11 protein-coding genes are annotated in these 12,332 nt (G+C 61.4%); 3 read left to right on the plus strand and 8 right to left on the minus strand.

Annotated elements, in window-relative coordinates:
• Positions 1-10: 10 nt before the first annotated feature.
• The 6 genes from tauC to ACS4NR_RS23085 form a co-directional block, all read right to left on the minus strand.
• Complete coding sequence (tauC, locus tag ACS4NR_RS23060) at positions 11-844, minus strand: taurine ABC transporter permease TauC (protein ID WP_456018433.1); 834 nt, start codon at positions 842-844, stop codon at positions 11-13.
• Positions 841-1,635 (minus strand): taurine ABC transporter ATP-binding subunit, encoded by a 795-nt coding sequence (gene tauB, locus ACS4NR_RS23065; RefSeq protein WP_456018434.1) that lies wholly within the window; start codon positions 1,633-1,635, stop codon positions 841-843. Before tauB ends, tauC begins: the two co-directional genes overlap by 4 nt.
• Positions 1,636-1,651: 16 nt before the next feature.
• Positions 1,652-2,629: a taurine ABC transporter substrate-binding protein gene (gene tauA, locus ACS4NR_RS23070; RefSeq protein WP_456018435.1), complete on the minus strand. Its 978-nt coding sequence runs from the start codon at positions 2,627-2,629 to the stop codon at positions 1,652-1,654.
• Between the two features lie 282 nt (positions 2,630-2,911).
• The gene (gene gshA, locus ACS4NR_RS23075) at positions 2,912-4,495 is read right to left on the minus strand and encodes a glutamate--cysteine ligase (protein ID WP_456018436.1); all 1,584 of its coding nucleotides are present in this window, start codon (positions 4,493-4,495) and stop codon (positions 2,912-2,914) included.
• Positions 4,496-4,813: 318 nt separating this feature from the next.
• Complete coding sequence (locus ACS4NR_RS23080) at positions 4,814-5,197, minus strand: PaaI family thioesterase (protein WP_086793980.1); 384 nt, start codon at positions 5,195-5,197, stop codon at positions 4,814-4,816.
• The gene (locus tag ACS4NR_RS23085) at positions 5,197-7,521 is read right to left on the minus strand and encodes a Tex family protein (RefSeq protein ID WP_456018437.1); all 2,325 of its coding nucleotides are present in this window, start codon (positions 7,519-7,521) and stop codon (positions 5,197-5,199) included. Before ACS4NR_RS23085 ends, ACS4NR_RS23080 begins: the two co-directional genes overlap by 1 nt.
• 358 nt (positions 7,522-7,879) lie before the next feature.
• Between ACS4NR_RS23085 and ompR the strand changes: the two genes are divergently transcribed.
• The gene (ompR, locus tag ACS4NR_RS23090) at positions 7,880-8,620 is read left to right on the plus strand and encodes an osmolarity response regulator transcription factor OmpR (RefSeq protein ID WP_003220637.1); all 741 of its coding nucleotides are present in this window, start codon (positions 7,880-7,882) and stop codon (positions 8,618-8,620) included.
• A gap of 114 nt (positions 8,621-8,734) precedes the next feature.
• On the plus strand, positions 8,735-10,048 hold the full coding sequence (locus tag ACS4NR_RS23095) for an ATP-binding protein (protein WP_027611205.1): 1,314 nt from the start codon (positions 8,735-8,737) through the stop codon (positions 10,046-10,048).
• 130 nt (positions 10,049-10,178) lie between these two features.
• Here ACS4NR_RS23095 and rimK read toward each other — a convergent pair whose 3' ends face one another.
• Both rimK and rimB read right to left on the minus strand, forming a co-directional pair.
• Positions 10,179-11,084 (minus strand): 30S ribosomal protein S6--L-glutamate ligase, encoded by a 906-nt coding sequence (rimK, locus tag ACS4NR_RS23100; protein ID WP_007952690.1) that lies wholly within the window; start codon positions 11,082-11,084, stop codon positions 10,179-10,181.
• Positions 11,081-11,560, minus strand: a complete 480-nt coding sequence (gene rimB / locus ACS4NR_RS23105; RefSeq protein ID WP_095137912.1) for a retropepsin-like aspartic endopeptidase RimB — start codon at positions 11,558-11,560, stop codon at positions 11,081-11,083. The genes rimK and rimB overlap by 4 nt, the downstream gene beginning before the upstream one ends.
• A 216-nt stretch (positions 11,561-11,776) precedes the next feature.
• On the opposite strand from rimB, the gene ACS4NR_RS23110 reads away from it, so the two are divergent.
• Positions 11,777-12,184: an RNA-binding S4 domain-containing protein gene (locus ACS4NR_RS23110; RefSeq protein ID WP_098966686.1), complete on the plus strand. Its 408-nt coding sequence runs from the start codon at positions 11,777-11,779 to the stop codon at positions 12,182-12,184.
• Positions 12,185-12,332 lie beyond the last annotated feature (148 nt).

Consider the following 12,332-nt stretch of genomic DNA (forward strand, 5'->3'; position numbering starts at 1 on the left):
ATCAAATATGTCAGTGCGCCTGGCCGTGCCACGGCACCAGTTTGCGCTGCAGGGCGCGCAGGCCCATTTCCATGGCGAAGGCGATCAGGGCGATCACCAGAATCCCCAGCACCACCACATCGGTGACCAGAAATTGCGCGGCCGACTGCACCATGAAACCCAAACCGCTGGTGGCGGCGATCAGTTCGGCGGCGACCAGGGTCGACCAGCCAACACCCAGACCAATGCGCACACCGGTGAGAATGTCCGGCAGGGCGCTCGGCAAAATCACATGGCGGATCAGTTGTGCGCGAGTGGCACCGAGCGACTGCGCAGCGCGCAATTTCGCCGGGTCTACAGTGCGCACACCGGTGGCTGTTGCGATGGCGATCGGCGCAAAAATCGCCAGGTAGATCAGCAGCACTTTCGACAACTCGCCGATGCCACACCAGATCACGATCAGCGGCAGATAAGCCAATGGCGGAATCGGCCGGTAGAACTCGATCAACGGATCAAGCACACCACGAGCAATACGGTTGGCGCCGATGGCGATGCCCACCGGCACTGCGGTCAGAATCGCAAAGCCCAGACCCACACCGATGCGGCTCAGGCTCGCGCCCAAGTGCTGCCACAGGGTGGAATCCATGTAACCGCTGGTCGCCAGCAACCAGCCTTTTTGCAGCACGGCGGACGGTGGTGGCAGGAACAGCGGTTCGATCAAACCGCTGGCAGTCACGGCCCACCAGATCACCAGCAAGGTCAACAGGGTCAGCAGGCTGATCCACCGGGTGCTGAGGCTGCGCCGTGCGGGAATCGCCACTGATGGAGTTTTCACTGCCGGGGCGGAAACGTCGTAACTGCTCATGCGCGCTCCTGCCGTTGTACGGCGCTGCGTTGCGAGAACACTTTGCTCAGCACGTGCTCGCGGGTTTCGATAAAACGCGGGTCGGATTTGATCGCCCGCGCCGATTCACCGGCAGCGTAACGCTGACCGAAATCCAGAGGCAGACGCTCGACGATCTGCCCCGGATTCGGTGCCAGCAGAATCAGGTCAGTGGCGAGGAATACCGCTTCTTCGATGTCGTGGGTAATCAGGAATACCGGTTTGGCGGTGCGCTGCCAGACTTGCAGCAACAGCTCCTGCATCTGCTCGCGGGTGAATGCGTCAAGGGCGCCGAAGGGCTCGTCCATCAGCAGCACACGCGGGTCAGCGGCGAGGGCGCGGGCCAGGCCGACACGCTGTTTCTGGCCGCCGGAGAGTTGCCAGATACGGCGACTTTCAAAGCCTGTGAGGTCGACCAGCGCGAGCATTTCCCGGGCGCGCTGTTCGCGTTTGTCCTTGGCAACACCGGCCAGCTCCAGACCGAAAGCCACGTTAGCCAGCACATCCTGCCAAGGCAGCAGCGCGTCATCCTGGAACACCACGCCGCGCTCGGCGCTCGGGCCTTTGACCGGCACGCCGTCGAGGGTGATGCGCCCGGCGCTGGGTTCGACGAAGCCGGCAATCAGGTTCAACAGCGAAGTCTTGCCACTGCCGGACGGGCCGAGCGCGACCAGCAATTGCTGCGGCCCGAGGGTCAGGGAAATGTCCGCCAGCACCGGTTCCGGGCTGCCGGGATACTGTGCGCTGATGCGCTCCAGCTGTAGCAAGGCCATCGCAGTCAACTCCCGATCAGTGGGTGATGTATTTGGCGCTGACGTACGGCGCGTAGTCCGGCAGTACGGCTTCGACCTTGCCTTGCTCCTTGAGGAACGCGGCGGTGTCGGTAATGGCTTTGGTGGTCGGCGCGCCGAGGCTGATCACCTGATCAGCCGCCAGCGGGTAGACGTTGCCTTGCAGCAGCAATGGAATGTCGCTGGCCTTGGCGCCGGAGAGCTTCACCAGCTTGTCGACGTTTGACTGGTCGGCGAGCCAGGCTTGTGGATCCTTGCGGTAATCGGCGTAGGCGTCGAGGGTGACCTTGGCGAACGCGGTGACGATTTCCGGGTGCTTCTCGGCGAAGTCCTTGCGCACGATCCAGGCATCGAAGGTCGGCGCGCCGAACTTGGCCAGTTCGCCGGAGGTAATCAGCACTTTGCCGGTTTCCTTGGCCACACCGAGGGCCGGATCCCACACGTAAGTGGCGTCGATATCACCGCGTTTCCAAGCCGCGATGATCGCTGGCGGGGCGAGGTTGAGCACGGTGACTTTCGACGGATCGATGTTCCAGTGCTTCAGCGCCGCAAGCAGGCTGTAGTGACCGGTGGACACGAACGGCACGGCGATTTTCTTGCCGGCCAGATCCTGCGGGCTCTTGATTCCGGAACCGTCGCGGGCGACCAGTGCTTCGGCGGCGCCGATTTGGGTGGCGATGAGGAAAGTTTCCACCGGAACCTTGCGGGTGATCGCAGCGGTCAGCGGGCTGGAACCGAGGTAGCCGATCTGCACGTCACCGGAGGCGATGGCGGCGATGATGTCGGCGCCGTTGTCGAACTTGCGCCAGCTGATGTCGGCCTTGGTGGCTTTTTCATAAGCACCATCAGCTTGGGCGACTTTCGCCGGGTCAACGGTGGTCTGGTAGGCGACGGTGAGGTCGGCGGCCTGCGCCAGAAAGCTCGCAGCAGCCAACGAGGCCACGGCCAGCAGGCGAAGCGGGAAATTCAGTTTCATGGGGAGTGCTCCAAATCAGGCGACCGACGATCGGCGTGAAAGGAGACTAAATGATCTAAGAATCTAAAAATAAATAACTTTTTAGACTTAGCTTATGAGCGGAAAAATCTAAGCCGTGAGGGATTGTTGGTGAGGTCATTGTGGCGAGGGAGCTTGCTCCCGCTGGAGGCCGAAGGACTCCAATATCAATTCATCACGGTGCTTCTTATGCACCGGGGGACTGAAATTGCGACTGCTGCGCAGCCGAGCGGGAGCAAGCTCCCTCGCCACAGGGAATAGTGGTTAGTTACTGATCGCCAGAATGCTCGCCTGATACGACCCGACAAACACATCGAAATCGCCAACCTCGTTCTGTTCCAGCTCCGCCTGTTGCGCCAGCGACGAACGCGCCAGCTCCTCGAACTTCGCCTGTTCCTCAGCAGCCAACGGCTCGCTGCGGAAGAACTCGGCATGCGCCTGGCTCTGACGCAGGGAGAATTGCGCGAAGCTTTCCTTGTGCTCGGCCATGGCCGCCAGCACTTGGGCCGACGGGGTCAGGGACGAATCCTTGACCTTGGCCAGTTGCGCATCCAGCGCCTTGCTGTGCGCGTCGCCGCCATGGCTCTGATCGAGCAACGCTGCCAGCGGTGCGATTTTTTCCAGCAGCTCGGCTGCCCAAACCTTCAACTCGACAGCTTCGCCGTCACGCTGCAATTGCAGGCCCGGACGCCGACCTTCCTTGACCACGCTGAGGAAGTTCGAAGTGGCATTGCCGCACGAAGTGTTGGTCAGCAGCGGACTGTCGTTCAGCGCGCAGTACAGCAGGAACGCATCGAGGAAGCGCGATTCGGTGACGTCGATGCCCATCGGCAGGAACGGGTTGATGTCCAGGCAACGCACTTCGACGTACTGAATGCCGCGGGCCATCAGCGCCTGGATCGGCCGCTCGCCGGTGTAGGTCACGCGTTTCGGACGGATGTTGGAGTAGTACTCGTTTTCGATCTGCAGGATGTTGGTGTTGAGCTGTACCCACTCGCCATCCTGGTGCGTGCCGACTTCCACGTACGGCGCGTACGGTGTGGCCACGGCTTTGCGCAGGCTGTCGGTGTAGCTCGCCAGATCGTTGTAGCACGGCGTCAGGCCGGCCTGGGCGTTGCTCTGGTAACCGAGGTCGCTCATGCGCAGGCTGGTGGCGTACGGCAGGTACAGAGTGTCCGGATCCAGTTGCTCCAACTGGTGCGAACGGCCGCGCAGGAAGCCCGCGTCCAGCGCTGGCGAAGCACCGAACAGGTACATCAGCAGCCAGCTGTAGCGGCGGAAGTTGCGGATCAGCGCGATGTAGGACGACGACTGGAAATCGCGGTCGGTGCCGACGAAACCTTCGGCTTCGCGCAGCAGCGGCCAGAGCTTTTCCGGCAGGGAAAAGTTGTAGTGAATCCCGGCGATGCACTGCATGGTCTTGCCGTACCGCAGGGCCAGGCCTTTGCGGTAGACGTACTTGAGCTGACCGATGTTGGAGGTGCCGTAATAGGCGATCGGGATATCTTCCTCGGCCGGCAACGGGCACGGCATCGATGGACTCCACAGATACTCGTTGCCGAGCTTGCTGTAGGCAAAGCGATGAATCTTGTCCAGGCTCGCCAGGGTGTCAGCCGGATCGGGCAGGGCAGGGGTGATGAATTCCAGCAGCGACTCGGAATAGTCGGTGGTGACCTGTTCATTGGTCAGCGCGGAACCCAAGGCTTCCGGGTGCGGCGTTTGCGCCAGACGACCTTCACTGGTCACGCGCAGGCATTCACGTTCGATACCGTGGAGGCACTGTTCGAGCAGAGAGAGGTTGGCGCGCTCGCCGAGCAGAGCCAGGCGGCGGTTGAGAAGTTCGCTCAATTTGGATTCCTTCACGCGTCAGTCGCCCCAATATGGGGGTGGGCAGGACGGTCTACAAGGGTGAAGTTGAAACTGGCGTTATCGCCTGGTTTTTCGGGCTCACGAAGCCCCTTTCGAACCGCCGACTTCAGTCCCTGAATCTGGCAGATGCACGCGAAGATTATGCGATCCCTGTGGGAGCGGGCTTGCTCGCGAAGAGGGCGTGTCAGTCAACATCAATTTGCCTGACACACCGCCTTCGCGAGCAAGCCCGCTCCCACAGAAAAGCTCGACGCTGCGATCACAGCGCCGAAATTAACTCAAAATGATGAACAACATCTACAGGACAGCGAACGTGCCTTGCGCTTTTGCGACCAGTTTGTCGCCTTGCATCACGTCGGCCTCGACCACCAGCGTGCGGCGGCCCGGGTGGATGACCCGCGCCGTGCACAGCACCTCGCCGTCGGATACGGCGCGGATGTAGTTGATCTTGCACTCGATGGTCGCGCTCTGCTGATCGAAGCCGTGGGTGCTGGAACAGGCCAGGCCCATGGCGATATCGACCAGACTGAACAGCGCGCCACCGTGCAATTTGCCGCCGCGATTGCGCAGTTGCGGTTCCAGCACCAGGGCGACTTGCGCCACCCCGGTTTCCAGGCTGTGCAGGCGGCAGCCCAACAGCTTGAAAAACGCGCTCTCGACGAGCCCGGCCGGAATTTCCATCAGCGTTTCTTCAACTGCTTGGCGTTGGCGAACAGCGAAGCCATGGCGTTGTTCACCGGCGCGGCTGTGGCCGTCTCCTTGCGCGGCGCGTTACCCGAAGACTGGCGCGGTGCCGAGCCCGGACGCGAACCACGGGCACCGTCGATCTTCTCGCCCGGGGTGTCGCTCATGCGCATCGACAGACCGACGCGTTTGCGCGGGATATCGACTTCCATGACCTTCACTTTCACCACGTCACCGGCCTTCACCGCTTCGCGTGGGTCTTTGATGAACTTCTCCGACAGCGCCGAGATGTGCACCAGACCGTCCTGATGCACGCCGATGTCGACGAATGCGCCAAACGCGGTCACGTTGGTCACCACGCCTTCGAGGATCATCCCCAGTTGCAGGTCTTTCAGGTCTTCGACGCCTTCCTGGAACTCGGCGGTCTTGAACTCCGGACGCGGGTCGCGACCGGGTTTTTCCAGTTCTTGCAGGATGTCGGTGACGGTTGGCAGACCGAAGGTTTCGTCGGTGAATTTCTTCGGATCCAGACGCTTGAGGAACGCGGCGTCGCCGATCAGCGAGCGAATGTCGCGGTCGGTTTCAGCGGCGATGCGCTGTACCAGCGGATAGGCTTCCGGGTGAACAGCGGAAGAATCCAGCGGGTTGTCGCCATTCATCACGCGCAGGAAGCCTGCGGCCTGTTCGAAGGTTTTCTCGCCCAGACGCGCGACTTTCTTCAGCGCCGCACGGGTCTTGAACGCACCGTGCTCGTCACGGTGGGCAACGATGTTCTGCGCCAAAGTCGCGTTGAGGCCGGAGATCCGCGCCAGCAAGGCCACCGAGGCGGTGTTCACATCGACGCCGACGGCGTTCACGCAGTCCTCGACCACCGCATCCAGACCACGCGCCAGTTTCAGTTGTGATACGTCGTGCTGGTACTGGCCGACACCGATGGATTTCGGATCGATCTTCACCAGCTCGGCCAGCGGATCCTGCAAGCGGCGAGCAATCGACACCGCGCCACGGATCGACACGTCCAGATCCGGGAATTCCTTGGCCGCCAGTTCCGATGCCGAGTACACCGAGGCGCCGGCCTCGGACACCATGACCTTGGTCATCTTCATTGCCGGGTATTTTTTGATCAGCTCGATCGCCAGTTTGTCGGTTTCGCGGCTGGCGGTGCCGTTGCCGATGGCGATCAGGTCAACCGAGTGCTTGGCGCACAGTGCGGCCAGAATCGCGATGGTCTGATCCCACTTGTTGTGCGGCACGTGCGGGTAAACCGTGGCGTGGTCGAGCAGCTTGCCGGTGGAGTCGACCACCGCAACCTTGCAGCCGGTACGCAGGCCCGGGTCGAGGCCCAGGGTGGCTCGCGGGCCGGCCGGCGCGGCCAGCAGCAGGTCGTGCAGGTTGTGGGCGAAGACGTTGATCGCCTCGGTTTCGGCACCGTCGCGCAGCTCGCCGAGCAGATCCGTTTCAAGGTGGGTGTAGAGCTTGACCTTCCAGGTCCAGCGCACCACTTCACCGAGCCATTTGTCGGCCGGGCGGTTCTGATTCTGGATGCCGAATTGTTGGCCGATCATGCCCTCGCACGGGTGCATGGTGCCCGGCAGTTCGTCGCCGACTTTCAGCGCGGAGCTGAGGATGCCTTCGTTGCGGCCACGGAAAATCGCCAGTGCACGGTGCGACGGCATGCTTTTCAGCGGTTCGTCGTGTTCGAAGTAGTCGCGGAACTTCGCGCCTTCTTCTTCCTTGCCGGCGATCACGCGGGCGCTGATGGTCGCTTCCTGCTTGAGGAAGTCGCGCAGCTTTTCCAGCAGGCTAGCGTCTTCGGCGAAGCGCTCCATCAGGATGTACTTGGCGCCTTCCAGCGCAGCCTTGACGTCGGCTACGCCTTTTTCGGCGTCGACGAAGCGTGCGGCTTCGGTTTCTGGCGTCAGGTTCGGGTCGTTGAACAGTCCGTCGGCCAGCTCGCCGAGGCCGGCTTCCAGGGCAATCTGGCCCTTGGTGCGGCGCTTCTGCTTGTACGGCAGGTACAAGTCTTCGAGGCGGGTCTTGGTGTCGGCGAGTTTGATGTCGCGCTCGAGGGCAGGGGTGAGTTTGCCCTGCTCCTGGATGCTGGCGAGGATACTGATGCGCCGTTCGTCGAGTTCTCGCAGGTAGCGCAGACGCTCTTCCAGATGACGCAACTGGGTGTCATCGAGGCTGCCGGTGACTTCTTTCCGGTAACGGGCGATGAAGGGAACGGTAGAGCCTTCATCGAGTAGCGCGACGGCCGCTTCGACCTGTTGCGGGCGTACGCCGAGTTCCTCGGCGATGCGGCTGTTGATGCTGTCCATAAAACCACCTGACATATTGTGAAAGCAGGCTCGCAGGCACGGAAATAAAGGCCCGGAGTCTGGTTGAGCGGCTAGAAAATTGCCGCTGCCTGGGTCAAAAGGCACCCCATTGACCCGTGAAATCGAATAATTACTGCGCAGGCCCGGAAAATATCGCGGCCACCTGCGGTAACGATTCAGACGTTGCCTGGCACAAAACGCCGCGCATTATAACCAGCGTTCTGTCATTCGGGGGTGTAGCAGTCTGTAGGTAGAAACCCCGGTTTTCTGGCAGTGAAGGAAAAATCTGCTAACAATGCACACGGTGCGTATAACGGCAGCTACGCCATAATGCGCGCCGAGCTAAAAGGAGCATCCAATGAGCAGCACTGCAAACAATGCTGAAGGCGAAAAAATTCTTATTGTTGACGACGATCCGGGGCTGAGCAGCCTGCTGGAACGCTTTTTCGTCAGCAAGGGCTACCGTGCCCGTGCCGTACCGAACACCGAGCAAATGGACCGTCTGCTGTCGCGTGAAGTGTTCAATCTGGTCGTCCTCGACCTGATGCTGCCGGGCGAAGACGGCCTGACCGCATGCCGTCGCCTGCGGGCGGCGAACAATCAGATTCCGATCATCATGCTCACCGCCAAGGGCGATGAGATGAGCCGCATCAAGGGCCTGGAACTGGGCGCCGATGACTACCTGGCCAAGCCGTTCAACCCGGACGAGCTGATGGCTCGGGTCAAAGCCGTACTGCGTCGCCAGGCTGCGCCGGTGCCGGGCGCGCCGGGCAGCGAAGACGAAAACGTCACCTTCGGCGATTACGTGCTGTCGCTGGCCACCCGCGAGCTGAAGCGTGGCGAAGAAGTGCATATGCTCACCACCGGGGAGTTCGCGGTACTCAAGGCGCTGGTGATGAACGCGCGTCAGCCGCTGACCCGCGACAAGCTGATGAACCTGGCCCGTGGCCGCGAGTGGGATGCGCTGGAGCGCTCCATCGACGTGCAGATTTCCCGTCTGCGCCGGATGATCGAACCGGATCCGTCGAAACCGCGCTACATCCAGACGGTCTGGGGCGTGGGCTACGTGTTCGTACCGGATGGCGCCGCCACCAAGTGATCGGCGATTTGTAGGAGCGGGTCTGCGCAGATCGGGTTGATCGACCCTCTACGCAGACTCGCAATCCGCAATATGCGAGCATGGCTCGCTCCTGCAAGTGTGTAACGGTTATCGATGAAAACCCCCGTCTGGTTCCCCCAAAGTTTTTTCTCCCGCACCCTTTGGCTGGTGCTCATCGTCGTGCTGTTTTCCAAGGCGCTGACCCTGGTTTATCTGTTGATGAACGAGGACGTGCTGGTGGATCGCCAATACAGCCACGGCGTCGCCCTGACGCTGCGCGCCTATTGGGCGGCCGATGAAGAAAATCGCGCGAAGATCGCCGATGCCGCGACCCTGATCAGGGTGGTCGGTGCCGGTGTGCCGGAGGGCGAACAGCATTGGCCCTACAGTGAAATCTATCAGCGGCAGATGCAGGCGGAGCTGGGCGCCGACACCGAAGTGCGCTTGCGCATGCACTCGCCGCCGGCGCTGTGGGTGCGTGCGCCAAGCCTCGGTGACGGCTGGCTGAAAGTGCCGCTGTACCCGCATCCATTGCGCGGCCAGAAAATCTGGAACGTACTCGGCTGGTTCCTCGCCATCGGTTTGCTGTCCACCGCCTCGGCGTGGATTTTCGTCAGCCAGCTCAACCAGCCATTGAAGCGTCTGGTGTACGCTGCGCGGCAACTCGGTCAGGGCCGCAGCGTGCGTCTGCCGATCAGCGACACACCGAGCGAGATGACCGAGGTGTATCGCGCCTTCAACCAGATGGCCGAAGACGTCGAACAGGCCGGTCGCGAGCGTGAGCTGATGCTGGCGGGGGTCTCCCATGACTTGCGCACACCGTTGACCCGCTTGCGTCTGTCGCTGGAACTGATGGGCGATCGCAACGATTTGACCGACGACATGGTGCGCGACATCGAAGACATGGACGCGATTCTCGATCAGTTCCTCGCGTTCATTCGCGACGGTCGTGACGAGTCGGTGGAGGAAGTCGATCTGAGCGATCTAGTGCGTGAAGTGGCCGCGCCGTACAACCAGAGCGAAGAGAAAGTGCGTCTGCGTCTGGAACCGATCCAGCCGTTTCCGTTGCGCCGGGTGTCGATGAAACGCCTGCTGAACAACCTGATCGGCAACGCCCTGAACCATGCCGGCAGCGGCGTCGAGGTCGCGGCTTATGTGTCCGGTGATACCAGCGCGCCGTATGTGGTGCTGAGCGTGATGGACCGTGGCGCGGGGATCGATCCGTCGGAGCTTGAGGCGATCTTCAACCCTTTCACCCGTGGCGACCGTGCCCGGGGGGGCAAAGGCACCGGGCTGGGGTTGGCGATCGTGAAGCGGATTGCTTCGATGCATGGCGGCAATGTTGAATTGCGTAACCGCTCCGGGGGCGGACTGGAAGCGCGCGTTCGATTGCCGTTGGGGCTGATGTTGCCGCGGGATGCCGTCTGACAGTCGGGATATTCAGCGGGGCTGATGGCCCCTTCGCGAGCAAGCCCGCTCCCACAGGGGAACGCATTCCAAAATGTGGGAGCGGGCTTGCTCGCGAAGGCGGCCTGTCAGCCGCCACATTTCCAACGGATCAACCTTTGCCTTTGGTCCGGGTCATATTCGGCCCGCCATTCTTCTCAAGGTGTTCGATGATGATCCCCGCTACGTTCTTGCCGGTGGTGGTCTCGATCCCTTCCAGGCCCGGCGACGAGTTCACTTCCATCACCAGCGGCCCGTGATTGGAACGCAGGATATCCACACCCGCTACTGACAGGCCCATGACCTTGGCCGCGCGCAACGCGGTCATGCGTTCTTCCGGGGTGATCTTGATCAGGCTGGCGCTGCCGCCTCGGTGCAGGTTGGAGCGGAATTCCCCAGGCTTGGCCTGACGCTTCATCGCTGCGATGACCTTGTCGCCGACCACGAAGCAGCGGATGTCGGCACCGCCGGCTTCCTTGATGTATTCCTGGACCATGATGTTCTGCTTCAGGCCCATGAACGCCTCGATCACCGACTCGGCTGCGGTCGCGGTTTCGCACAGCACTACGCCGATACCCTGGGTGCCTTCCAGCACCTTGATTACCAGCGGCGCGCCGTTGACCATGTCGATCAGGTCGGGAATGTCATCCGGCGAGTGAGCGAAACCGGTGACCGGCAGGCCGATGCCACGACGCGACAGCAGTTGCAGCGAACGCAATTTATCCCGCGAGCGGGCGATGGCCACCGATTCGTTGAGCGGAAACACCCCCATCATTTCGAACTGGCGCAATACCGCGCAGCCATAGAACGTCACCGACGCACCGATCCGCGGAATCACCGCGTCGAAGCCTTCCAGCGGCTTGCCGCGATAGTGGATCTGTGGCTTGTGGCTGGCGATGTTCATGTAGGCGCGCAAGGTGTCGATCACCACCATTTCATGCCCGCGCTCGGTGCCGGCCTCGACCAGACGACGGGTGGAATACAGACGCGGATTCCGCGACAGCACAGCGATCTTCATGCAACACCTGTGGAGGAGGTAGATACCGGGAACACCGGCTTGTCTTGTACATATTTGATGCCCGGATTGACCACCAGCTGGCCATCGATCAGGGCTTTGGAACCGAGCAACAGGCGATAGCGCATGGACTTGCGACAGGCGAGGGTGAACTCGACTGCCCAGACCCGATCACCGAGGGCCAGGGTGGTGCTGATCACATAACGCACCTGCGCCTGGCCGTTGGAGCTTTTGATGGTTTTGCGCGTCACCAGCGGTGCTTCGCAGCGCCGGTGACGCAACTGCACCACCGTGCCCAGGTGCGCGGTAAAACGCACCCACTTCTGGCCGTCGCGTTCGAACGGCTCGATGTCGGTGGCATGCAGGCTGGAGGTGCTGGCGCCGGTGTCGATTTTCGCCCGCAGGCCGGCGACTCCCAGATCAGGGAGCGCCACCCACTCGCGCAGACCGACAACGGTCAAATGGTCAAATGTCTTCAAAGGTACTCAACCGGCAGAAACCGCTCGGGCCGCGTACGGCCGAATTCGCGGTATTCACGCAGAATAAGGGTTAAAAGGCGACAGATATCTACGGCCCGGATCACCGACCCCTCAAGCAGGTGTCGGCTGGTGTGCATTGTAATCCGGGACGGGGTCATTCATGGCACGACAGAAACGGTAGTACAGTTCATCAATATTTCAGAATGAGGAAATTCCATGGCACAAAAAAGCGAAGAGGACGACAAGGTCCGTCTCGATAAATGGTTGTGGGCGGCGCGTTTTTACAAAACCCGGGCCTTGGCCAAAGCCGCCATCGAGAGTGGCAAGGTGCATTGCCGAGGCGACCGCTGCAAGCCTGGCAAAGAGCCACGCATTGGCGATGAGTTCGAAATTCGTACCGGCTTTGAAGAACGCACGGTGAGGGTCGAGGCTTTGTCGATCGTGCGTCGCGGCGCGCCCGAAGCGCAGACGCTGTATACCGAGACGGAGGCGAGTATTGCCAAACGTGAAGCGGCAGCGGCGATGCGCAAGGCCGGAGCGTTAGGCGTGAGCACTGATGGCAAGCCGAGCAAGAAGCAGCGGCGGGATCTGTTTAAATTTCGTGGGAACAGCAACAGCGATTGACCGGCACGGCACACCATTGTGGCGAGGGAGCTTGCTCCCGCTGGAGTCCGAAGGACTCCCTATCCAGTCGATCATGTATTTCAAAGTACAACCGAGTCGACTGGTTCAGTGACTGCTACGCAGCCAAGCGGGAGCAAGCTCCCTCGCC

It is taken from the genome of Pseudomonas sp. JQ36, from assembly GCF_053851495.1.

Excerpts from the sequence above, each read along its gene's own strand:
- tauC (WP_456018433.1), bottom strand. The coding sequence starts at position 844 with ATGAGCAGTTACGACGTTTCCGCCCCGGCAGTGAAAACTCCATCAGTG.
- tauB (WP_456018434.1), bottom strand. The coding sequence starts at position 1,635 with ATGGCCTTGCTACAGCTGGAGCGCATCAGCGCACAGTATCCCGGCAGC.
- tauA (WP_456018435.1), bottom strand. The coding sequence starts at position 2,629 with ATGAAACTGAATTTCCCGCTTCGCCTGCTGGCCGTGGCCTCGTTGGCT.
- ACS4NR_RS23080 (WP_086793980.1), bottom strand. The coding sequence starts at position 5,197 with ATGGAAATTCCGGCCGGGCTCGTCGAGAGCGCGTTTTTCAAGCTGTTG.
- ACS4NR_RS23085 (WP_456018437.1), bottom strand. The coding sequence starts at position 7,521 with ATGGACAGCATCAACAGCCGCATCGCCGAGGAACTCGGCGTACGCCCG.
- ompR (WP_003220637.1), top strand. The coding sequence starts at position 7,880 with ATGAGCAGCACTGCAAACAATGCTGAAGGCGAAAAAATTCTTATTGTT.
- ACS4NR_RS23095 (WP_027611205.1), top strand. The coding sequence starts at position 8,735 with ATGAAAACCCCCGTCTGGTTCCCCCAAAGTTTTTTCTCCCGCACCCTT.
- rimK (WP_007952690.1), bottom strand. The coding sequence starts at position 11,084 with ATGAAGATCGCTGTGCTGTCGCGGAATCCGCGTCTGTATTCCACCCGT.
- ACS4NR_RS23110 (WP_098966686.1), top strand. The coding sequence starts at position 11,777 with ATGGCACAAAAAAGCGAAGAGGACGACAAGGTCCGTCTCGATAAATGG.